This is a genomic window from Allobosea sp. GW821-FHT03A12 (genome assembly GCF_058986765.1).
Genome location: NZ_JBYSVZ010000007.1, coordinates 503594 through 526251 on the forward strand (window position 1 = coordinate 503594; position 22658 = coordinate 526251).

Annotated in this window: 19 protein-coding genes; 9 read left to right on the forward strand and 10 right to left on the reverse strand. The window is 67.6% G+C overall.

Features of this window, described 5'->3' with window-relative positions; all coding sequences use genetic code 11:
- Position 1 precedes the first annotated feature (1 nt).
- The 6 genes from AC3WLC_RS27765 to AC3WLC_RS27790 all read left to right on the forward strand — a co-directional run bounded on the left by AC3WLC_RS27765 (position 2) and on the right by AC3WLC_RS27790 (position 6295).
- Positions 2 to 760, forward strand: coding sequence for a creatininase family protein (locus AC3WLC_RS27765; RefSeq protein WP_493687114.1), 759 nt, complete (start codon positions 2 to 4; stop codon positions 758 to 760).
- A gap of 68 nt (positions 761 to 828) precedes the next feature.
- Entirely contained in the window at positions 829 to 2346 is a 1518-nt protein-coding gene (locus tag AC3WLC_RS27770) for an ABC transporter substrate-binding protein (protein WP_493687161.1), read from the forward strand.
- A 109-nt stretch (positions 2347 to 2455) separates the two neighbouring features.
- Positions 2456 to 3397: an ABC transporter permease gene (locus AC3WLC_RS27775; RefSeq protein ID WP_493687115.1), complete on the forward strand. Its 942-nt coding sequence runs from the start codon at positions 2456 to 2458 to the stop codon at positions 3395 to 3397.
- Positions 3397 to 4257 carry an ABC transporter permease gene (locus AC3WLC_RS27780; protein WP_493687116.1) on the forward strand — a complete coding sequence of 287 codons (861 nt, stop codon included), beginning with the start codon at positions 3397 to 3399 and terminating at the stop codon, positions 4255 to 4257. The genes AC3WLC_RS27775 and AC3WLC_RS27780 overlap by 1 nt, the downstream gene beginning before the upstream one ends.
- Before the next feature lie 2 nt (positions 4258 to 4259).
- A complete protein-coding gene (locus tag AC3WLC_RS27785; RefSeq protein WP_493687117.1) occupies positions 4260 to 5306 on the forward strand; it encodes an ABC transporter ATP-binding protein in 1047 nt (348 codons plus the stop codon).
- Entirely contained in the window at positions 5303 to 6295 is a 993-nt protein-coding gene (locus tag AC3WLC_RS27790; RefSeq protein WP_493687119.1) for an ABC transporter ATP-binding protein, read from the forward strand. The genes AC3WLC_RS27785 and AC3WLC_RS27790 overlap by 4 nt, the downstream gene beginning before the upstream one ends.
- Before the next feature lie 30 nt (positions 6296 to 6325).
- Here AC3WLC_RS27790 and AC3WLC_RS27795 read toward each other — a convergent pair whose 3' ends face one another.
- Entirely contained in the window at positions 6326 to 7285 is a 960-nt protein-coding gene (locus AC3WLC_RS27795; RefSeq protein ID WP_493687120.1) for a Bug family tripartite tricarboxylate transporter substrate binding protein, read from the reverse strand.
- Between the two features lie 462 nt (positions 7286 to 7747).
- A complete protein-coding gene (locus tag AC3WLC_RS27800; protein ID WP_493687122.1) occupies positions 7748 to 8230 on the reverse strand; it encodes a MarR family winged helix-turn-helix transcriptional regulator in 483 nt (160 codons plus the stop codon).
- Positions 8231 to 8634: 404 nt separating this feature from the next.
- Between AC3WLC_RS27800 and AC3WLC_RS27805 the strand changes: the two genes are divergently transcribed.
- From AC3WLC_RS27805 to AC3WLC_RS27815, 3 genes are all read left to right on the forward strand, one after another.
- Entirely contained in the window at positions 8635 to 9417 is a 783-nt protein-coding gene (locus tag AC3WLC_RS27805; RefSeq protein WP_493687123.1) for a class II aldolase/adducin family protein, read from the forward strand.
- 56 nt (positions 9418 to 9473) lie between these two features.
- Positions 9474 to 11408 carry an FAD-binding monooxygenase gene (locus AC3WLC_RS27810; protein ID WP_493687124.1) on the forward strand — a complete coding sequence of 645 codons (1935 nt, stop codon included), beginning with the start codon at positions 9474 to 9476 and terminating at the stop codon, positions 11406 to 11408.
- Between the two features lie 273 nt (positions 11409 to 11681).
- The gene (locus AC3WLC_RS27815) at positions 11682 to 12779 is read left to right on the forward strand and encodes an ABC transporter substrate-binding protein (protein WP_493687125.1); all 1098 of its coding nucleotides are present in this window, start codon (positions 11682 to 11684) and stop codon (positions 12777 to 12779) included.
- 121 nt (positions 12780 to 12900) lie between these two features.
- On the opposite strand, the gene AC3WLC_RS27820 is transcribed toward AC3WLC_RS27815, so the two are convergent.
- The 8 genes from AC3WLC_RS27820 to AC3WLC_RS27855 are packed head-to-tail and all read right to left on the reverse strand — an operon-like array spanning position 12901 to position 22261.
- Positions 12901 to 14127 (reverse strand): acyltransferase family protein, encoded by a 1227-nt coding sequence (locus AC3WLC_RS27820; RefSeq protein ID WP_493687126.1) that lies wholly within the window; start codon positions 14125 to 14127, stop codon positions 12901 to 12903.
- Positions 14124 to 15359 (reverse strand): glycoside hydrolase family 5 protein, encoded by a 1236-nt coding sequence (locus AC3WLC_RS27825; protein WP_493687127.1) that lies wholly within the window; start codon positions 15357 to 15359, stop codon positions 14124 to 14126. The genes AC3WLC_RS27820 and AC3WLC_RS27825 overlap by 4 nt, the downstream gene beginning before the upstream one ends.
- Positions 15356 to 16261, reverse strand: a complete 906-nt coding sequence (locus AC3WLC_RS27830) for a methyltransferase domain-containing protein (protein ID WP_493687128.1) — start codon at positions 16259 to 16261, stop codon at positions 15356 to 15358. Before AC3WLC_RS27830 ends, AC3WLC_RS27825 begins: the two co-directional genes overlap by 4 nt.
- The gene (locus AC3WLC_RS27835) at positions 16261 to 17475 is read right to left on the reverse strand and encodes a glycosyltransferase family 4 protein (protein ID WP_493687129.1); all 1215 of its coding nucleotides are present in this window, start codon (positions 17473 to 17475) and stop codon (positions 16261 to 16263) included. The genes AC3WLC_RS27830 and AC3WLC_RS27835 overlap by 1 nt, the downstream gene beginning before the upstream one ends.
- Entirely contained in the window at positions 17475 to 18701 is a 1227-nt protein-coding gene (locus tag AC3WLC_RS27840; protein ID WP_493687130.1) for a glycosyltransferase family 4 protein, read from the reverse strand. Before AC3WLC_RS27840 ends, AC3WLC_RS27835 begins: the two co-directional genes overlap by 1 nt.
- Positions 18698 to 19513 (reverse strand): polysaccharide deacetylase family protein, encoded by an 816-nt coding sequence (locus AC3WLC_RS27845; protein ID WP_493687131.1) that lies wholly within the window; start codon positions 19511 to 19513, stop codon positions 18698 to 18700. The genes AC3WLC_RS27840 and AC3WLC_RS27845 overlap by 4 nt, the downstream gene beginning before the upstream one ends.
- On the reverse strand, positions 19506 to 20831 hold the full coding sequence (locus AC3WLC_RS27850; protein WP_493687132.1) for an O-antigen ligase family protein: 1326 nt from the start codon (positions 20829 to 20831) through the stop codon (positions 19506 to 19508). The genes AC3WLC_RS27845 and AC3WLC_RS27850 overlap by 8 nt, the downstream gene beginning before the upstream one ends.
- Positions 20828 to 22261: a GumC family protein gene (locus AC3WLC_RS27855; protein WP_493687133.1), complete on the reverse strand. Its 1434-nt coding sequence runs from the start codon at positions 22259 to 22261 to the stop codon at positions 20828 to 20830. The genes AC3WLC_RS27850 and AC3WLC_RS27855 overlap by 4 nt, the downstream gene beginning before the upstream one ends.
- Positions 22262 to 22658 lie beyond the last annotated feature (397 nt).

Here is a 22658-nt window from a genome sequence, read left to right on the forward strand (position 1 = left end):
CATGCGTTGGGAAACCCTGACGACCAACGAGGTCGCCGCGCTCGATCGCGACATTCCGGTCGTGCTGAACGTGGCTGCGATCGAGCAGCACGGCCCGCATCTGCCGCTGGAGACCGACGCCGTCATCGGCGACCACTTTCTACAGGCGCTGGAGCAGCGCCTCGGCGATCGGGTCCTGATCCTGCCGCAGGTGAAAGTCTGCTGCTCCGAGCACCATATGGATTTCGCCGGCACGCTCAGCGTTCGCCACGAGACCTTCCTGGCCTATGTCGGAGATATCCTCGAAAGCGTCGCCCGCCACGGCTTCCGCAACATCGTGCTGTTCAACAGCCATGGCGGCAATCAGGCGATCGGCCAGGTGCTGCTGGAGAGCTTCGGCACCAGGCACCGCGACTGCCGCGTCGCCTTCCTGACCTGGTGGCGGCTCGCCGCCAAGGAGCTCGGCGCCATCCGCGAAAGCGCCTTCGCCGGCGTCAACCATGCCTGCGAGTTCGAGACCTCGCTGATGCTGCTCGGCGCGCCCGAAAGCGTCCGCACCAAGCTGGTCTCGGGCATGAGCTATGTCGAGACCCATGACTGGGCCAATGCCGACATGATCTTGCCGGCCCGCGGCGCCCTCTTCCGCTCGATGCACGAGATGTCCGGCGGCACCGGGGTCGTCGGCGATCCCTCGCTGGCCACCCGCGAGAAGGGGCAGGCCATCACCGCCGCCGTGGTCGAGCAACTGACCCATGTCGTGGAGACGATCAGCCGACGCTGACAAACCACGCGCAATTTTCCGAAGACCAACAGCCAAGAAAACTGGGAGGACTTGAGATGTTGCAGAAATTGGCCCGAATTGGCGCAGCGGCGCTCGCCGTTGCAGTCGCCGGAGCACCGGCTCTCGCCCAGCAGAAGGGCGGCGCGATCAACGTCGCCACGATCGGCGAGCCCAACACGCTCGACCCGATGGTCGCCGCCGGCGACCTCTTGGGCATGATCACCCAGCACTTCTACGAGACGCTCTACACCTTCGACAAGAACTGGGCGCTGACGCCGCTGCTGGCCGAGACGCTTCCGCAGATCAGCGACGGCGGCAAGGTCTACACCATCCCGCTGCGCCAGGGCGTCACCTTCCACAACGGCAAGGCGATGACCGCGCAGGACGTCGTCGCCTCGCTGAAGCGCTGGACCGAGCTGGCCTCGCGCGGCAAGCTCGTCGCCGACAACATCGCTGCGATCGAGGCCGCCGACGAGAAGACGGTCAAGATCACGCTGAAGGCCCCGTTCGCGCCGCTCGTCGCGCTGCTCGCCTTCAACAACTCGGCCGCGGTGATCATGCCGGCCGACAAGATGGAGAACCCGATCAAGGAGGTGATCGGCACCGGGCCCTACCAGCTCAAGGAGCGCAAGCCCGACCAGTACATCCAGCTGACCCGCTTCGACGGCTACAAGCAGCGCCAGGGCGAGCCCGACGGTTTCGGCGGCGCGCGCAAGCAGTATCTCGACGAGATCCGCTTCGTGCCGGTGCCGGATGCCAACACCCGCGTCGAGGGTGCGCTCGCCGGCCAGTTCGACTTCGCCGACCTGATCCCGGTCGAGGCCTATGACCGGCTGAAGGGCCAGGCCAAGACCGAGCCGGTGCTGATGCAGGGCTTCGGCTGGCCGATGTTCATCATGAACAACAAGCAGGGCATGATGACCAACAAGGACATGCGCAAGGCTGTCCAGACGGCGCTCAACGCCGAGGACATGCTGGCCGCAGCCTTCGGCAAACCCGAATTCTACAAGCTCGACGGCGCCATGTACCCGGAGGGCTATGCCTGGCGCAGCGACGCCGGCATCAAGGCCTACAACCAGGGCGATGCCGACAAGGCCAAGGCCCTCGCCAAGACCGCCAAATACGACGGCGCGCCGATCCGCATCCTGACCAGCCGGCAATACGAGTTCCACTACAAGATGGCGCAGGTCGCCGCCGAGTATCTGAAGGCCGCCGGCCTCAAGGTCGACCTGCAGGTCGTCGACTGGGCAACCCTGGTGCAGCGCCGGGCCGAGCCGGCCCTGTGGGACATCTTCATCACCCACAGCCCGTTCCTCGCCGAGCCCGCCCTGATCGCGCCGCTGCCGGACAGCTATCCCGGCTGGTGGGCGAGCGAAGCCAAGAACAAGCTGCTCTCGGCCCTCAACGCCGAGTCGGACGAGAAGAAGCGCATCGCCATCTTCGCCGATCTGCAGAAGCTGATCTTCGACGAGGCGCCCTTCTACAAGGTCGGCGACTTCGCCGCCCTCAGCGCCAAGGCCCCGCGCCTTGCCGGCTACACGGCCTCGCCCTGGCCGTATTTCTGGAACGCCTCGCTCAAGCCCTGAGCGGCTGACGCGGCCGCCAGGCCGCTCGCGAGATACCCGCGGCCGCGCCAAACGCGCCGCCGCGGGCAAGCGAGAAACGCTTCAAGAAACACGAAAAGGGGGGCAGGCGATGACGCGATATGTGATGCAGCGCATCCTCGGCATGCTGGCGGTGATGTTCACCGTCGTGACGATCGTCTTCGTCATCGTCCGCGTCGCGCCGGGCGATCCCGCAGCCGTTATGCTCGGCCCTGACGCCACGGCCGCCGACATCGCCGGCCTGCGCGCCCGGCTCGGCCTCGACCAGTCGCTGCCGACGCAATATGTGCTCTTCCTCGGCCAGCTGCTGCGCGGCGATCTCGGCCAGTCGATCTTCCTCAACATGCCCGTGCTCAGCGCCCTCGCCGAGCGGGCCGAGCCGACCTTCTTCCTGACCCTGTTCTCGATCCTGATCGCCAGCGCGATCGCACTGCCGGTCGGTATCCTCTCAGCCTACAAGCGCGGCACGCTGTTCGACCAGGTCGCGACCACCTTCGCCATGTTCGCCGCGAGCATTCCGAGCTTCTGGCTCGGCCTGATCCTGATCCAGGTCTTCGCCGTGCGCTATGGCTGGATGCCGGCCTCCGGCTATGGCGGCCCCGACGCCTCCTTCCTGGAGCGGCTGCGCCATCTCGTCCTGCCGGCCCTGGCGCTGGGCATCGTCTCCTCGGCGCTGATCACCCGCTTCACCCGGGCCTCGATGCTCGACGTGCTCAATGACGACTATGTCCGCACCGCCCGCTCCAAGGGCATGGGCGAATGGGGCGTGGTGATGAAGCACGCCTTCAAGAACGCGCTGATCCCGGTGCTGACCGTGATCGGCCTGACCGCGGCGCTGCTGATCTCGGGCGCGGTGGTGACGGAGACGGTGTTCAGCCTGCCCGGCATCGGCAACCTCGTCGTCTCCGCGGTGCTGCGCCGCGACTATCCGGTCATCCAGGGCGCGCTCCTAGTGATCGCCGCCCTCTACGTGCTGATCAACTTCCTGATCGACATGCTCTACCTCGCGATCGATCCAAGGGTGCGCTACTGATGGCCGCCTCCTCCGCTCCCGCTGGCCGCCCCCGGCTCGCCAGCCTGATCCTGCAGCGCAAGACGCTGCTGATCGGCCTCATCGTCCTCACCGTCATCGCGCTGCTGGCGATCCTGGCGCCGCTGATCGCGCCGTACTCGCCGAGCCGGCTCTCGGTGGTCAATCGCCTGAAGCCGCCGAGCGAGCGCTGGTTCTTCGGCACCGACGAATTCGGCCGCGACATCTTCAGCCGCACCATCTATGCCGGCCAGCTCTCGCTGCTGGTCGGTGCTGCGGCGACCGTGCTCGCTGCGGTGCTCGGCATCACGCTCGGCCTCATGGCCGGCTTCTTCCGCAAGGCCGACGGCGTCATCGCCCGCATCATCGACGCGATGATGGCCTTCCCCGACATCCTCTTGGCGATCTCGCTGGTCGCGGCGCTCGGCCCCTCGCTCGCGACCGTCATCGTCGCGCTCGGCATCGTCTATGCGCCGCGCCTCGCCCGCATCGTGCGCGCCTCGACGCTGATCATCCGCGAGCTGCCCTATGTCGAGGCGGCGCGGGCGCTTGGCGTGCCGACATGGCGGATCATGACCCGCCATGTCCTGCGCAACCTGGTCTCGCCGATCTTGGTCCAGGCCACCTTCATCTTCGCCTATGCGATGCTGGCAGAGGCGAGCCTGTCCTTCCTCGGCGTCGGCGTCAGCCCGGAGATCCCGACCTGGGGCACGATGATCGCCGGCGGACGCCAGTATATCGGCCAGGCCGACTGGATGATGCTCTTCCCCGGCGCCGCGATCGTGCTGACCGTGCTGTCGCTGCAGCTCGTCGGCGACGGCCTGCGCGACCTGCTCGATCCGCGCCTGCGAAAGGATCTGTGACGATGGCGACCATGGAACAAGCCGCCGTCGCCGCAGCCCGCACCGACGACGACATCCTGCTCAAGGTCGAGGACCTGCAGACCCACTTCCTGATCGGCTCGAGCGCGATCAAGTCGGTCGACGGCGTCAGCTTCTCGCTGCGCCGCGGCCAGACGCTGGCGGTGGTCGGCGAATCCGGCTCCGGCAAGTCGGTGACCAGCCTCACCATCATGCGGCTGCTCGCCCATCCCGGCCGGATCGTCGGCGGGCGCATCCTCTACCGCCAACGCAGCGGCGAGACAGTCGATCTCGCGCAGGTGCCGGAGAAGCGCATGCGCGCCATCCGCGGCAGCGAGATCGCCATGATCTTCCAGGAGCCGATGACGAGCCTCAATCCGCTCTTCACCGTCGGCGACCAGATCATGGAGATGATCCTGCTGCACGAGAATATGTCGCGCAGCCAGGCGCGGGTGAGGGCCAAGCAGATGCTCGAGCTGGTCGAGATCCCCGCCGCCGAGCGACGCCTCGCGCAGTATCCGCACGAGATGTCGGGCGGCATGCGTCAGCGCGTGATGATCGCGCTTGCTCTGTCCTGCAATCCCTCGCTGCTGATCGCCGACGAGCCGACCACGGCGCTCGACGTCACCATCCAGGCGCAGATCCTCGATCTGCTGCGCCGGCTCCAGGCCGACATCGGCATGAGCATCCTGTTCATCACCCATAATCTCGGCGTCGTTGCCGAGATCGCCCATGAGGTCGCGGTGATGTATGCCGGCCGCGTCGTCGAGCAGGGGCCGGTGGTTGATCTGTTCGCCCGCCAGCGCCACCCCTATACGCGCGGCCTCCTCGCCTGCATCCCCGATGCGCGCCGCGACCGTATCCCCGGCCAGGGCCGGGCCCTGCTCAACGCCATCCCCGGCAATGTCCCGAGCCCGCTGGCCTTGCCGCCCGGCTGCTCCTATGCGCCGCGCTGCCCGCTGGTCGAGGAGCGCTGCACCAAGGACACGCCGCCGCTGATCGACGTTGCGGCCGCCCATCTCACCCGCTGCTGGAGGCATGACGCGCTATGACCGCCGCAAGCAATGTCCAGGCGGAAGCGCCGCTGCTCTCCGTCCGCAATCTCCAGAAGGTCTTCTCGACCCGCGGCGGCGATGTCCGCGCCGTCTCGGACGTCTCCTTCGAGGTCCGCCGCGGCAGCATCGTCGGCATCGTCGGCGAATCCGGCTCGGGCAAGACCACGGTCGGGCGCTGCATCTTGCGTCTGGTCGAGCCCTCCGGGGGCGAAGCGGTCTTCGACGGCACCGACCTGTTCGGCCTGCCGGAGAAGGCCCTGCGCGGCTATCGCCGCCGCCTGCAGATCATCTTCCAGGACCCCTATTCCAGCCTCAACCCGCGCATGCGCGTTGGCGAGATCATCGGCGAGGCGATCGACACGCATGGCCTCGCCAAGGGCAAGGCCCGCGAGGCGCGCATCGCCGAACTGCTCGGCCGGGTCGGGCTCAATCCCGACCATGCCAGGCGCTACCCGCATGAGTTCTCGGGTGGCCAGCGCCAGCGCATCGGCATCGCCCGGGCGCTCGCGGTCGAGCCGGAGCTGATCATCGCCGACGAGCCAGTCTCGGCGCTCGACGTCTCCGTCCAGGCCCAGGTGCTCAACCTGATCCAGGAGCTCCAGCGCGAGCTCGGCCTGACCATGGTCTTCATCAGTCATGACCTGTCGGTGGTCGAGTATCTCTGCGACGACATCGTCGTGCTCTATCTCGGCCGGATCATGGAGAAGGGCCCGGCGCAGGAGGTCTATGCCAATCCGCGCCATCCCTACACCAAGGTGCTGCTCTCGGCCGCGCCGGTGCCCGATCCGAGCGTCAAGCGCGAGCGCGTGATCCTCAAGGGCGACATTCCGAGCCCGCTGAACCCACCCTCGGGCTGCGTCTTTCGCACCCGCTGCCCGCATGTCATCGACGCCTGCGCCAGCGCGATCCCGGCGATCGAGGAGGTCGGACCCGGCCACAGCGTCGCCTGCATCCGGCAGAAGGAACTGGCCGGCACGGCGGCGTGAATAGGCTGACTGGTCGGGGAATAGCGGCCGTCAGCCCGGCTTGATACCGGCTTCCTCGACCACGCGGTTGGCACGCTGGATCTCGGCCTCGATGAACTTGGCGAAGCTCGCCGGGTCCTCGGTCACGGCTTCCGCGCCGAGCGCCGTCAGCTTCTCGACGATCTCACGGTCCTTCGAGGCCGCTTGCACCGTCGCGTTGACGCGCTGCACCGTCTCGGCCGGCAGCCCCTTCGGCCCCCACAGCCCGTACCAGAGCGTAAAGTTGAGATCGGACAGCCCCTGCTCGCCGGCGGTCGGCACGCTCGGCAGGAGCGCACTGCGCTGCGCGCCCATGATCGCGAACGCCCGGACCTTGCCGTCGGTGATGAAGGAGAGGGCCGAGCCGAGCGGGGCCACCATCAGCGGCACCTGGCCGGCGACGACATCGGTGATCGCCGGGGCCGTGCCCCGGTAGTTGACCAGTTCCGCGCTCGTGGCGGTGCGGAGCTTGAAGCTCTCGGTGGCGAGATGGCCCATGCTGCCCAGCCCAGAATTGGCGAAGGTGAACTCGCCGGGCTTCGCCTTCATCTGCGCGATCAACGCCGACATGGTCTCCGGCGTCTTGGTCGAGCCGATCAGCACCATCGGCGAGGTCGCGAAGCGCGAGATCGGCGTGAAATCGGCGAGCGGGTCATAGGACACGCTGCGCATCACATGCCTGGCCATGATGTGGATGTCGGCATTGGTCAGATAGGTCGTCCCATCCGGAGCAGCCCGCGCGACCTCGGCCGCGCCGAGCGTGTTGCTGGCGCCGGCCTTGTTCTCGACCACCCAGGATTCATCGAGCGCCGGGGCGACACGCTGGGCATAGAGCCGGCCGATCACGTCGATCGCCCCGCCCGCGGCGGCCGGCACGATCAGCCTGACGATCTTGCGCTGGGCGAAGGCGGCATGGGGCGCGAGCGCAGCGCCCGCGAGCCCCGTCAAGGCGGCACGTCGTGTGATGATCACCTGGTTTCCTCCGGATGGGGCCGCGTTGCCCGCGGTCTCATTCGTCTCGAATGGCCGTCTGCGGTCCTGATCACGCGTCGGAGCGACGTCACCGGCAGCTCCGCCAGACTGTTCAGCAAGATAAGAACGCATACTTATTATCAGTATGCATTACATCTTGAAGCTGTCAAATCCGGCCTGCGTCGCTTGGCGCGGCGGGCAACGACTATGATCGCAAGTCGGACAGACTTGATCCGCGAAAGGCGTGACGGGCGAGCCCCCTCCCCCTTGTGGGGAGGGGTAGGGGTGGGGGTCGTAAAGCCGGAGCGGGCGGAAGATCGCCGTGGCGCTGTCGTAACTGCCAAGCTCCTCTTCCTGCCAACCATCACCAGGCGGAACCACCCCCATCCCCAGCCCTTCCCCACAAGGGGGAAGGGAGGAGCCAAGACGATCGGCCTTTCGCAGAAAGAGAATGTCAGGCCGTCAGGCGGCCTCGGTCGAACGCCCCGCCGCGAGCCGCAGCGGCACGCGCGAAGCTTCGTTGTTGAGCTCGACCAGCTGCGCCAGCATGCGCATGAAGGCCTCGCGATCTTCCGGCGCCAGCGGCGCCAGGATGCGCTCCTGAGCCCGCTGCGCCAGCGGCTCGGCTTCCTTCAGGATGCGCTCGCCCTTGGGCGAGAGGTGCAGCACCTTGACGCGCTTGTCGTCCTTGCTGCCCGAGCGCTCGATCAGCTCCTTCGCTTCCATCCGCTCCAGCACATTGCCGAGCGTCGAGCGGTCGAAGGCGACGAGGGCCGACAGGCGGGTCGCATCGATGCCGGGATTGTCGCGTACCGTGACCAGGGCCGCGAACTGGACAGGGGTGAGATCGACCGGCGCGCACTCCTCGAGAAAGATCGAAACCGCGATCTGCTGGGCGCGCCGGATGAGATGACCGGGCATATGGTAGATATCGTCCATCGACATCATCGCTTTGCCTTGCTGGGGCGGCAGATGGATTTCGCCGCTCGAATGTCTGCGCCGCCGGCTCTTCGTCTGCCGATAGTGCCCGGCTCGACCGCTGCGTCTCCGCTATAGATCGTATGCTTTCAGTCCGTAAGCGGTCAAACCGCCCCACTTCTGGTTGACACCGGAAAATATGTGAGTATCCTGTTAATCAGTATACGGACGATCTATCGGAGATCGCCGGATGGGAGGTTGGTGCTTGCGGTTTCCAGCGGCTGGAAGCCGGGAGCCGCACATGCGGCTGCAAGCAGCTTGCGCGCTCGTCCGCCTCTCTGATCATCTGCCCGGCTCGGCGGTCAGGCCGCCTTGCCGGCAAGGGCTGGCCCATAACGTTTCGATCAAGGCGATTTCGGAGAGAGCGAGCAATGTGCACCGCGGACCATGGCAATCAACCCATCGCCGTCGATGTGGCCGATACGGCCGCCGCTTCGGTCGCCCCCTCGCCGGAGGTCGTCGAAGAGCTCGTCGCCGCCAACCACATCCTGTTCGACCAGGGCGTCGTCGACGCGTTCGGCCATGTCAGCGTACGTCATGACAAGCGGCCCGACCGCTTCCTGCTGGCGCGCAACATGGCGCCGAGCCGGGTCGCGGCCGAGGACATCGTCGAGTTCACGCTCGATGGCGAGGCGGTCAACGCCAATGGCCGCAAGGTCTATCTCGAGCGCTTCATCCACGCCGAGATCTTCCGCAAGCGCCCGGACGTGATGGCCGTGATCCACAGCCACTCGCATTCGATCGTGCCGCTCAGCGTCGTCAAGGGCACGCGGCTTCGGGCGATGTTCCACATGGCCGGCTTCGTCGGCCAGGGCGCGCCGGTCTTCGAGATCCGCGAGGCCGGCGGCGATGCCACCGATCTCCTGATCAGCAACAACCATCTCGGCCGGGCGCTGGCCGAGCATTTCGACGGGCACGACATCGTGCTGATGCGCGGCCATGGCTCGACCGTGGTCGGCTATTCGATCAAGCAGGCGGTCTATCGCGCCGTCTATGCCGAGCTCAATGCGCGCTACCAGCTCCAGGCGATGCAGCTCGGCGAGGTCACCTATCTCACCGAGGGCGAAAGCCGCGCCTGCGTCGCCAGCATCGAGGCGCAGGTCCACCGTCCCTGGGAGATGTGGCTCGAACAGGCCCGCACCCGCCGGCGCTGAGGCGCGGTCCGCATCCCTTTCTCCATGATCATCCTGCCTCGCTGAAGGTGGCTGCCATGCAATTCCATCTCAACGGCTTCCGGGTCGGCGATCCCGCCATGTCCGAGCCCGCCAACGGCCCCGCCGCATCCGCGGCCAGCGTTACCCTGCCGCAGGAGGTCGACGTCCTGATCGTCGGCTGCGGCCCGGCCGGCCTGACGCTGGCAGCCCAGCTCTCGGCCTTCCCCGGGATCACCACCCGGATCGTCGAGCGGAAGCCCGGGCCGCTGGAGTTGGGGCAGGCTGACGGCATCGCCTGCCGCACCATCGAGATGTTCAACGCCTTCGGCTTCTCGGAACGGGTGCTGAAGGAGAGCTACTGGGTCAACGAGACGGTGTTCTGGAAGCCGGATGCAGTCCGGCCGGAGGCGATCACCCGCAGCGGCCGTATCCAGGACGTCGAGGATGGGCTCTCCGAATTCCCGCATGTCATCCTGAACCAGGCGCGGATTCACGACTTCTTCCTCGATGTGATGCGTAACTCGCCGAGCCGGCTGGAGCCCAACTATTCCCGGCGCCTCGTCGATCTCCAGATCGACAACGCCGCGTCGCACCCGGTGACGGTGCGGCTGGAGCGTGTCGATCCCTCTCATGAAGGCGAGATCGAGACCGTCCGGGCCCGCTATGTCGTCGGCTGTGACGGCGCCCGCAGCGCCGTACGCAAGTCGATCGGCCGCACGCTGCAGGGCGATTCCGCCAACCAGGCCTGGGGCGTCATGGACGTCCTCGCGGTCACCGATTTCCCGGATGTCCGGCTGAAGGCGCTTATCCAGTCAGCCGGCGAAGGCACCATCCTGATCATTCCGCGCGAGGGCGGCTATCTGATCCGCATTTATGTCGAGCTCGACAAGCTCGCGCAGAACGAGCGCGTCGCCAGCCGTAATATCGGCGTCGAGCACCTGATCGCCGCGGCGCAGCGCATCCTGCGTCCCTACAGCTTCGAGGTGAAGGAGGTCGCATGGTGGTCGGTCTACGAGATCGGCCAGCGCCTCTGCGACAAGTTCGACGACGTGCCGGAGGCCGAGGTCGGACAGCGCCTGCCCTCCGTCTTCATCGCCGGCGATGCCTGCCATACCCATAGCCCGAAGGCCGGCCAGGGCATGAACGTCTCGATGCAGGACGCCTTCAACCTCGGCTGGAAGCTGGCCGCGGTCCTGGGCAGGCAATGCCCGCCGGAGCTGCTGCACAGCTACTCGGCCGAGCGCCAGGCGATCGCCAAGGAGCTGATCGATTTCGACCGGGAATGGGCGAAGATGCTGAGCGCCCCCCTGAAGACCTCGGAGACCAGTGACGGCGTCGATCCCAAGGAGGTCGAAGCCTATTTCGTCAAGCATGGGCGCTACACGGCGGGGACCGCGACCCGCTACGCGCCCTCAGCCCTGACGGGCGAGTCCACTCATGCGCATCTGGCGACAGGATTGCCGATCGGCGCGCGCTTCCAGTCCGCCCCGGTGATCCGCCTCGGCGACGCCAAGCCGGTCGAGCTCGGCCATGTCGCGCAGGCCGACGGCCGCTGGCGCCTCTACGCCTTCGCCGACAAGGCCGACCCGTCCTCGCCGACATCACGTCTGCGCGCGCTCTGCGATGTCCTGGCGGATTCTCCCGCCTCTCCTCTGCACCGCTACACCAAGCCGGGCGACGACATCGACGTGGTCATCGACCTGCGCGCGATCCTGCAGCAGCCCCATCGCGAGGTCGCCGTCGAAGCCCTTCCGAGCCTGCTCCTGCCGCGCAAGGGCCGCCTCGGCCTGATCGATTACGAAAAGGTGTTCTGCCCCGACCTCAAAAGCGGCCAGGACATCTTCGACCTGCGCGGCATCGACCGCGAGCGCGGCTGCCTGGTGATCGTGCGTCCCGACCAATACGTCGCGAACGTCCTGCCGCTCGACGATCACGCCGGCCTGGCCGCGTTTTTCGCCGCTTTCATGCTGCCGCAGACGCCAGCCGGCTGACTACGGCGGAGGCCCACATTGCCACCTCCCGGCGGCGTCGAATGCCGCCGGACGACGACCACTCCCGCGACCGATCAATCTACCAGTCCGTGCGGATCGCCGCCTGCTCCCGCATCCTGAGCATTGGCGGGTGCCGTGAACTCTGCTTCGATCGCTCCCCACGACACAACAGGAAAGGAGAACAGGCGAGGCGAACCTATCGCAGCGATCGGCTGAACCTTTGCGACAGCCGTCGACATCCTTGAAATTTTCATGTTTGGGGGGAAACAGAACATGAAAAAGCACACCGCACTGCTTGCACTGCTGGCGGGATTTCTGAACATGCACGAAACGGGTCTCGTCCTCACCGAGGCGAAGGCCCAATCACAACCGGCGGGCGATGCCGCCAAACCGCTGCGCAAGCTCAAATTCCTGCTGAACTCCGGCTATACCGGCGCCAATGCCTGGTTCCTGCTCGCCGATGATCGCGGCTATTTCCGCGATGAGGGTCTCGAGATCGAGTTCGTCGACGGACGCGGCGCCTTCACGGCGGCGCCCCGCATGGCGAGCGAGGGCTTCGATGTCGGCTATGGCGACATGCAGGCCCTGATCGAGCAGGCCGCCGCCGATCCCAAGACCGCTCCGATCGGCGTCTACATGCTGATGGACCGCTCGCCTTCGGTGGTCGCGGTGCCGGTAAGCTCCAAGGTCAAGACGCCGGGCGACCTCGAAAAGCTGACCATCACCGGCCACACCACCGACGTCGCCCTCAACACCTTCGAGCAATATGCGAAACGGGCGGGGATCGACGGGTCGTCGGTCCGCATCGTCAAGAACGACGGTGACTGGAAGACGCTGCTCGGCGTCATCGCCGAGGGCAAGGCCGACGCCCTGTTCGGCTACTACTCGACCATCTCGGTCGGCGTCCGCGCCGCCGGCAAGCAGGTCGCCTCGGAAATCCGCTTCCTCCGCTATCCGGACGTCGCGCCCGAACTGCTCGGCAATGCGGTGATGGTCTCACCCGCGGTCGCGCGTGATCCGGAACTGGCCAAACGCTTCGTCAACGCGGTCAACCGCGGCGTGATGGCGGCTGTCTGCCAGCCCGACGAGGCGATCGCCGCGGTGATGAAGCGCAGCCCGAAGAGCGACCCCGTCAACGAGCGCGGCCGGCTGGTCGACACCGTCATGGAGGACATGGGTGGCAAGGCGACGCTCGCGAGCGGCGTCGGCGACATCGACAAGGCCCGCATGGAGGCGGTGCTGAAGCTCACCGCCGAGCAGCGCAAGCTGCCGCGGCAGCCCACGGTCGACGAGACCTTCACCAGCAAGTTCCTGCCGGCGGTGGAGCAACGCAAGGTCGCGATCAACGCCGCGCCCTGCAAGACCTTGTGAGCCGAGCCGGTAGGCGCTTTTCGCCGGCACGGTCCACGCGATGACTTGGCCGAGGCGGTTCGCTCGATCGCCTCGGTTTCCGCGCACGGAAGCAAGCTGCTCCGAACGCAACTGCGAGCGATCACAGTGACTCGGCGATCGTCCAGCCGAGATAACCGAGCAGCGCGAACCAGCTCAGCGTCACAGCGGCGATGGCCATGCCGAGGACCGCGCTGACGAGCTTGTCGCCGCCCCGGTGTTCAGGAACGGCCGCGACGGCGATGTCGGGCAAGGGCGGGACCGCGCGCGGCGACGCGATCCGGCGCCCGAGCCTGATCATCGGGCGCTCGACCATCAGATAGACGAGCCAGGACAGTGCCAGGGTCAGGCCGATGCAGGCGAGTATCGTCGCGATGTCGCCGAACTCGCCGGTCAGAGGCCGGACGCGATAGACCAGCGCGTTGACGCTGCCGTGGAACAGATACATCGAATAGCTGGTCAGCCCGATCCGCGCGAGCAGGAGGGAGCGCGGCCGCTCCAGCCGGATCGCGGCGAGGAAGACAGCCAGGGCGAGCACATAGGCCGCCAGGACCGGCTTCATCCCCTCCATGATGAAATTGTCGCCGCGCGCCAGCGAGAACTGCGCGACCGAGAGCACCCCCGCGAGCTGCGCGAGCACGAGAACCAGCGCCGCGAGCCGCGCTCTCCGCCTCTCCTCGACCAGCCAGAGCCGCAGCAGCAGGCCGAGGAGCAGGAAGGACAGGTGCAGGCCGAGATACTGGACCGGGAGGTTGGCGACACCATGCGTGCGCAGTTGCACCGGAAGCACTGTCGCGGCGATCAAGGCAAGGCTCAAGGCAAGCAGGACGCCGATCTGTCGCAGCGCCCCCACCGCGAACAGCAGCGCGACGAGGCCGTAGAACAAGAGCTCGACGAACAGGGTCCAGTGGATCGGCGAGAGCCAGGGCTGGCCGAAGAGCGGCGGCGCCATGGTCAGGTTGGCGAGCACGGTCGCCGTCCCCAGCACGTCGCCGGAGAGCCAGCCCATCGCCGCGAGCACCGCCAGCGCCAGCCAGAACGCCGGATAGAGCCGGAACAGGCGCGAGATCGCAAAATGCCGGAGCGGGCGCTCGCCGGTGATGCTGAAGGGCACGACGAAGCCACTGATCAGGAAGAACAGCACCACGCCGAACCGGCCGAGACTGAGGTTTTCAACGACTGACCGAGCGAGCGCGCTCATCGGCCCCGTCGCGGCCGGAGCCTGCCGGAGCAGGTCGCCGAACAGGTGCTCGACCATCACGGCGAGCGCCGCGACCGCCCGCAGCGCGTCGAGATGGGCATAGCGCTGGCAGGGCATGGCGGGGTTCATGGCGATCGCAGCCCCAATGCGCGACGGGTCGGTTCATTGAAGCCCGGGCCGGTCTCGTCCTGTGCCAGCGCGAACCCACCTGCTCCGGCATAGGTCCAGCAAGCCCAGGCGAAGCCATGCGCCTCGGCGAGCTCGCGCATGTCACGCAGCCAGCGCTCGCGCGCCGCCGCCCCCTCGAGCGTCTCCAGATAAGGAGTCCTGTGCACCCCGAATTCGCCGAGCAGGATGGCATGGGCCGGCAGGCGCTGCGCGCTGCGCCAGGCGCTCACTTGCCGGAAGGTTCGTTCGAGGTCGGAGCGATCGAAGCCGGCATAGCGCGCGAGCGTCCGCTTCGCCTGCTCTGCCTGCTCCAGGGCTGCGCCGTCGAGTCCGAGATTGACGGTGCGCCGCCGGGTCGCGGCCATCATCGCCGCTGCCGAGGGCGGCACCGGATAGGCGATCGCATCCAGAGCAAAAGCGGGGCTTCCGCGCACGCCCTGATGCGTGAACTGCCAGGGCGAATAGTCGTGATAGGTGTAGATCAGGCGGGCATCCCCAGCGAATAGGCGCATGTCGAACGCGGTGAGCGCCGCCGGCGCGTTCATCGAACCACCACCCAGCACCAGCGGCAGCGTCGCCGAGCCGTTGCGCGCCGCCCGGTAGGCGGCTTCGAGCATGGGTTGCCAGGCCGTCTGCGGCAGCTCCGGTTCGTTCATCAGCTCCAATGCGAGCCTCGCCGCCCTGCCCCGCCCGAGCTGTTCCAGCTGCCCGGCCAGGCGCTGCAGCAAGCCGAGCACGGCCTGGAAATTCGGCGTCTCGACGCCCGCGGTCAGCGCGGCAGGCCGGTAGGCCTGTTTCATCGCGCTCGGATGCAGATCGACGATCACGCCGAGATCGGCATCGACGAGGTCGCGGACCGTGCCGATGAGGAGTTCGTCGAGCCTGTCGCGCGCCACCCCAGTGAACGCCAGGAAAGGCCCGACATCGACGGCAAGCCGCACGAAATCGAAGCCCGCGGCGCGGATCGCCCGGCGCTGAGCCTTGTCGAAGCGGAAGCGCGGGCCTGAGAACGGCGCCTCGCCATAGGAGCCGTCGGCCTCGACCTCGGCCCAGCCCAGCGCATGCGAGACGCCGATGCCGCGGCGGAACAGCGGGATGTCGCCGCCGGGCTCGCTTGCGGCGCGCATCGTCCCGAAGGAAGCGAGTGCCGTGATGCCGGCGAGACCTCCGAGAACCGAGCGGCGGCTGGTCATGACGCCAGCCCCCGATTGCCGCCCGGCCCGGGATAGCGCGCCGTCAGGGCGCCATCGAGGATGCTCATGTCGTCCCGGCCGGCAAAGGGCGCGGCGAGGCCCTGCAGCGAAGCCTCGCGCAGCGCGGGGTCGATGGTCCGCGACGGCACGAAACGGACATCGCTCCAGCCCTCGGCCGCGAAACTGCCGACATAATCGGCGGGACGGCGCCGGTTGGGCTGCCCGGGGAAGCGGAAGAGGCGATAGAGCCGCTCGGGATAGCGATAGATGTTGTTCGGGTCGTGCTCGCGGATCCAGCGCGAATGCGTCTGCAGGTCGATGATGTGGACGCTGACGCAGCCCGGCCGGGCGACCTGCGTCAGGCTCGCAATCGCCTGCGCCGGATCATCGTAATGCTCGAAGGCCGCGCAACTGACGATCAGGTCGAAGCTGCGCTGGCCGGCGAGGCGGCGAATGTCGAAATCCCGGCCGACGGCATAGCCGAACTCACGCGCACCGGCGCCACGGGCGATGGCCCGGGCACGCTCCCGAGCGGCCCTGCGGCCTTCAGGGAAGCGATCGAGCAGTCGGTCGTAGAAGACCGGGTCCTCGTCGCCGGCGAGATCGAAGACGTCGATGGCGTGGTAGGAGCGCGCGCCGAGCGCCAGGAAAAGCACGCCGTTTCCTCGCGAGGAGCCGGGGCTGAGCTCCAGCACGTCGCGCCCGCGCAGGTCGAAGTGCGGCGGCAGGACGCGGCGCAGCGAGGCGAAGATGTCGAGGAGATAGGCGATCTTGCCCTCCTCGTCGGCTTTCGCCACGCCGTTCGGCGTGGTGTAGCCGCTGAGCCTGCTCTTGCCCCAGGCGAGGCCGAGGAAGCCGAGGCCGAGGATCGTCATTTCGAGATTGCGCAGGGCAGGCAGCATCATCGGCCTCCGAATTCGATGCGCGGCCGGAAGTCGGCTCCGCCATGGCGGGCTTTGCCCACTCCCCAGCCGAGCAGCGCGCTCTCGTAGACGTCGGTGGTGCGGTCGACGATCGCGCCCCAGCCGAAGGAATCGAGCACCCGGGCGGCGCGCTCCGCGCCCTCGGCCGGGTTGGGCGCAGCGAGCTTCACCTGCATCGCCCCCACGAGCGCATCGACGTCGCCGAGGGGGAAGTAACTGCCCGGCCCGAGGTCGAGCGCGAGATTGGCGTCGATGTCGCTGGCGAGGCAGGGCGCGCCGTAGCTCAGGGCCTCCAGCAGCACCATCGGCATGCCTTCATGGCTCGACGGGAGGACGAACAGCCCGGCATGCCGGTAGAGCTGGGACAGCGCCTCGCCGCGCTGGAAGCCCGCCATCACCACGCCGGGCGTCGTCGCGGCGGCCGCCTCGACGGCGCGCTGATAGCGCCCGGCATGGTCGGCCGTGCCGGCGATGACGAGCTTGAGCGCGGGATCGCCGAGGCGCGCGAAGGCCTGGATCAGGTCGAGATGCCGCTTCTCCTCGACGATCCGGCCGACGCTCAGCACATAGCGGTACGGGGCGACCTCGATCTGGTCGAGATAGGACGCATCCTGCTGCGGGAACGGATTCTCGACGCCGTTCGGGATGAAGGTCGCGCCGACGCTGAACCTGCGGCGGACGCTGTCGACGATCCCCTTCGACACGCCGATATTGGCGTGGGAGAACAGCATGCCCAGCGCCTCGCCAACCCGCAGGACGGATTTCGCCAGGCGCCCCCATTTCTGGCGCTCATAGTCGAAGCCGTGATGCGTCACCACGACATGCAGGCCGAGCAGACGCGCGAGCGGCGTCAGCAGGGCCGGCCCGATCGCATGGATGTGGACGAGATCCGGGTTGCGCCCGGCCGCAACGATCAAGCCGAGCGCCGTATGCGCCAGCGCCTCGAAGCTGCGCGAGCGCGGCGCCCAGACCGGCGTGACGGTGACACCCTTCCAGGCATAGGGCCGTCGCGACGGCAGATAGGGCGCCCGGCCGAGCACCTCGACCCGCCAGCCGCGCTCCGCCAAACGCGCCGCGATCGCCGCGACATGGGTCTCGACCCCGCCCTGGATCTCGGGGACGCCGCGCAGGCCGACGAAGATCACGCTGCGTTCGGGCGGCCTTGCGCCGATGGGCGGCATCAGTGTGTACATCAGCGCAGCGCCTCATAGAGAGCCAGGGTGCGGTCGCGGTAGCGGTCGGGCGAGAACTCCCAGGCGATCCAAGCACGGCCGGCCGCGCCGAGGCTGGCGCGTGCACTGGAGGAAAGGCTCGCGAGCGTGGCCAGCGCCTCGGCCAGCATCTCGGCATTGCCCGGCTCGACCAGCGCGCCGGTCTGCCCATCGACAACCAGCTCCGGAATGCCGCCGATCCGCGTGCCGATGACCGGGCGCCCGAGGGCGTAGGCTTCGAGGACGCTGATCGGCGCGTTCTCATACCATTCGGAGGGTAGGACCAGCGCCCGCGCCTCGCCGACAAGCCGCTGCAACGCCGGCTTTTCGAGATGGCCGGTAAAGGCGACCTCGGCGCCGAGCTCCTCGGCGAGCTTGCGCAAGGCCGGCTCCTCCGGTCCGCTACCCGCGAGGACCAGCCGCTGGCGCGACAGCGCCGCGGCGCGCACCAGCGTTGTCAGTCCCTTCTCCGGCGCGAGCCGTCCCGCATAGACGAAGTAGTCGCCTTCATACTGCGTCAGCGGATACCGACCGGTATCGATGCAGTTCGGAATGTAGGCGATGCGGCCCGCGTCCCAGCCCCATGCGATGAGCTTGTCGCGATAGAAGCGGCTCGGGGCAACCAGGCAGTCGATCGTGTCGCGATAGAGGCCGAAGCTGCGGTGGACCAGCGTCTCCAGCAGGACGAGCCCGCTGACCAGAGCCGAATCCTTGACGCAGCGACGGAGCAGGACGTTATGGATGCGCCCGCCCTGGCAGCGCTCGCAGACACGGCCCTGGCTCAGCATCTTGTAGGCCGGGCAGGCGATTTTCAGGTCGTGTGCCGTCATCACCAGCGGCACGCCCTCGGCCTTGAGAGCGCCGAAGATCGACGGCGAGATGTGGTGATAGACGTTGTGGGCATGCGCGATCGTCGGCGGCGCCCGCCCGATCAGGGCCCGGATGTTCCGGCGCGCCTCCAGCGAGAAGACGACCTTGGCGGCCTGCTTCGCCTTGGTGAGCGGCCCGCCCGCCCCGCCATATTCGATCTCGGAGACGAAATATTCGGACCAGGCACTCGGCAGATTGGCGGGATGCTGCATCGCGAAGGGCACGACCTCCCAGCCCGCCGCCGCGAACAGCTCGATCTGGTCCAGGAAGACGCTCTCGGCGCCGCCGCGGCGATAGAAGTAGTTGTTGATGGCGAGGAGCCGCGGAGAGCTTGTCATTTCGCCTGCTCCCGCAAGCCCATGCGGTCGAGCGCGCCGTCGACGGTCAGCACCCGGCAGCCGCGCGCCAGCGCATAGCCGACCAGCAGCCGGAAGCCGGGAGCCGTGCAGCCATGGGGTGTCGGCCGCGGCGCGATGTCGTGCGTGAAGAAGATCAGCCAGCCGGGATTGGCGACCACGGTGTCGATCCAGCGCGCCAGCCCGAGCACATGCCGCTGCGGCTGCCTGATCTCGACCGCGCGCAGGAAGCTCGGGTCCGTCGGCCCCCGATTGATCCCCTCCCCGCCGGCCCGGCAGCTGCGGAAGGTGTCGGCGAGGATCGCCCGCGTTCCGAACGAGCCGCTATTGTAGGGGTAAGCGAAATTGCGCCGGCCGGACCTGGGATCGATCGCGTTGAGATAGCGGGCATTGCGGGCGAGATCCTCGGCCAGGGCCTCGCCGTCGACATGGCGCAGGTCGCGATGCGCGTGGGTGTGGCAGCCGATCTCGTGGCCGCGAGCGGCGAGCTCCCGGCAGCCCGCCTGGTCGATCAGCGTGCGGCCCGGTTCTACACGCCCGGCGAGGCCCCCGGAAATGTAGAAGGTGCCGCGCACGCCGTCCGCTTCGAGGATCGCCGCGCCCTTGTCGAGGGCGGATGCAGGCACGTCGTCGAAGGTGAAGGAGACGATCGGCTCCCGGGTCGGCACCTGCATGAGCTGCCAGGGCGCGGCCCGCAGCAGCCGGTTTTCCAGGCGGCCGGCGAAGCGGTCGATCAGGGCCGGCAGACGGGCGATGCGCTCCGGCTGGAACGGAAGCGTGAACGCACTACGCATGGGCCGGCTCCATGCCGCGGCGATGCTGGGCCGGCTCGCGGATCTCGTGCGCGTTGGCCTGGAGGTGGAGGCCGAAGATCGCGACGACCAGCATGAACCAGATCAGGCTGCCCGACTGGAAGAACAGGCTCTCGACGCAGGCGACGAAGATGCCGTAGAGCCATATCCGCACGAAAAAGCGCGTCAGGGCGGGATCGTTCGCCGTCGCCTCGGCCCGGGCGATGTCGCGCAGCGGCAGCCAGACCAGCAGCACCAGCGTCAAGGCTAGGCCGGGAAGGCCCGTGGTGATCGCCATGTCGAGATAGGCGTTGTGGCCGTTGAAAGCGGCGAAGGCCCAGCTCGCCGCGGCGCCGCCCTTGTGGACCATCGCATCGGTCTGCCAGAACAGCTGGAAGCCGTAGCCGGTCAGCGGGTTGTCCATGGCAGCGCCGGCGCCGATCTTCCAGATGTCGGTGCGGTTGGTGAAGCTGGGATCGATGCCGAGCTGGGCGACCAGCTCGCGCATGGCCGGCGATACCGAGCAGCCGATCGTCAGGATGTTGACCGCGGCGATGCCCAGCACGACCATCGGGGTGCGGACGGCCCGCCAGCGCTCGAAGACCCAGGCAACGGCGAGGATGCCCGGCAGCGCCATAGCGGCCGACTTTCCGCCGGTGCGGGTCAGGAAGACGAGCGCCAGCAGCACCACCGCCGCGCCGAGCAGCCGCCGGCCGGTGCCGAACAGATAGAGCCCGGCGAAGCTGATGATCACCATGGCCGCGGCTGCGACGTTCTTGTGGGCGAAATGGCCGCGCCAGAACCCGGCATTCATCGGCTCGCGGACTTCGCTGGCCTGGTGGATCGCCAGCTGCGGCATCAGCGCGACGCCGGCATAGGCGAGCCCGAGCGCCCCGAGGCAGCAGAATGCGAGCATGCCGGCGAACTGGCGCTCGGAGCGCGGCAGCAGCAGGACTATGCTGCCGTTCACGATGGTCAGCGTCGCCAGGAAGACGCGCTTGAGCGCGAGGTCAGGCTGGGCCGAGACCGCCGAAACCACCGCGAACCAGAGCAGCAGCACGATCAGGAGGCCGCGTGGCCGCGCCACCAGATGGCGCGCCGGCGATTTGAACACCGTCAGCCACAGTGCCGCGGTCAGGCCGAGATAGATGATCTGGTTGATCGTGTTCGACTTGGCCGTCGCGGCGTCGCTCGAACCGGCAGCGGAAAGGTCGATGAACGGCGTCAGCGTGACCAGGTAGAACAGCAGCGTCGCCGTGAAGAGCACTGGCCCAAGGGTGCCGGCGGTCGAATACGCGCGCCTCTCGATGGCCTGTGTCATGGCGTTGCGCTCCTCCCGGACCGGAATTCATCGAGATAGCCGCGCCCCAGCAGCGCGCCCGCCGAGAGCAGCAGGCCGAGCACCAGCCCGGCGGCCGCCGCGACGATCGGCCGGGGCGGCCAGGTCGCGCGCGAAGGGGCGGTCGCGGCGGTGATCACGCGGACATCCGTGGCGTCGATCTGCTGGCGCTGGGCGGCCTCGCCCGCCCGGGTCAGGAAGGTCTGGTAGAGCGCGGTCTTGGCGGCCGCCTCGCGCTCCAGCTCGCGCAGCTTCACCTGGGCCTGGTCGTCGACCGAGACGCTGCCGCGCAGCAGGCGCGTCTCGCCGCTCAGTGCGTCGAGCGCCTTCCGGGCCTGGTCGACCTCGATGCGGGCCGTGCGCCGCAGCCGCTCGGTCTCGGCCTTGAGTGCCTTGGCCAGCGCATCAGCCTCGGTCAGCACGCTTGTCAGCGAGGGATGGCGCGGGCCCAGCGTCTTGGAGAGCACCGCGACCTGCCGGCGCAGGGCCGCCTCGTCGGCGAGCAACCCGGCCAGGATCTGCGACTGGACGCCGCCGCCCTGCACGCCATGCTGGGAAACTGCGCGCGAAACCTCGGCATAGCGCGCCTCCGCCTCGGCAAGCCGCGCCTTGGCGTCGGTCAGCTTGCCACTCATCCGTTCCAGAGCTTCGGCGCTAAGCGGCTGCCTGGAGGCGTTCTGCTGCAGGCCATGCTCGCGGCGGAAGGCCTCGACCCGGTCTTCCGCCTCGGTCGCGGCGGCCTTGATCTCGCCGAGTCGGGCGGTCAGCCCCTGCGCCGCACGCCCCACCCGCTCCGCATCGGCCCGCACGACCTCGTCGCGGAAAGTCTCGGCGACGGCGTTCGCCAGCCGGGCCGCCAACGCCGCGTCGCTCGCCCAGACCGAGAGGGAGACGACATAGGAGCGTTCCTGCCGGGTTACGGTGATACGCCGCGCCAGAGTGGCGGCGAGATCGGCGCCATCGGCCAGCTGTTGATCGGATGCGCCCAGAAGGCCGAACAGTGCCGGCTTGGCCGCGAACTCCGGATCGCTCTTCAGCTGGAGCTGGTCGACGACCCGGCGCAGGACATTGCCGGAGGAAATCATCCGCATCTTGCTCTCGACATCCAGGATCTGGCTGTCGCTCTGCACATTCGCCGAATAGAGGTCGTTCGGAGTGACCAGCAGGTTGGATGGCGCGATCGTCAGCTCCGTCGTCGCGGTGAAGCGCGGCGTCAGCAGGCGGCTGACGCCGACCGCCGCGACCGCGCCGACGAGCGCCGCGACCAGCATCCAGAGCCAGCCGCGCCGCAGCCAGCCCAGCATCTGGAGAAGCGTGATCGTGCGGACGGGCGAAGAGGCTGGTTCGGTGGCCGGGCGATAAGGGACGTCGTCCCCGGACCGCATCCTGCTGCTGTCGGTCGTAAGGTACATGGCGACCTGCCTCAACGAGAGGGCATGCACGTCTTGGAGATCGCGGAGCTGCGCTTCAGCCCTGCCGACCAGGTCCCGAGACCTTCGAAGACGTGCCTTGCCCGCGCTGACCTTGCCTCACCAGCAATAGCGATGACCGGGACAGGGCCAGCGGCCGCGATCGTGATCATGGAACTCCCCGTATTCGCGATTTTTTCACGACTGCACTTATAGGTTGTGACAATCCAGATTTGATCAAGGAAAGACAACCTTAGGTAGATTTCTCAATTAAATGTTTACCTTAACGAGGAGGCAGCGCCGGCTGCGCCTTGTACGTTTTCAGAAGAAAAAGCGGGTAAACATGAAATAAATATTCGATTACCTGGCAATAATTCTATCGAATGCGATGGTTTGATTA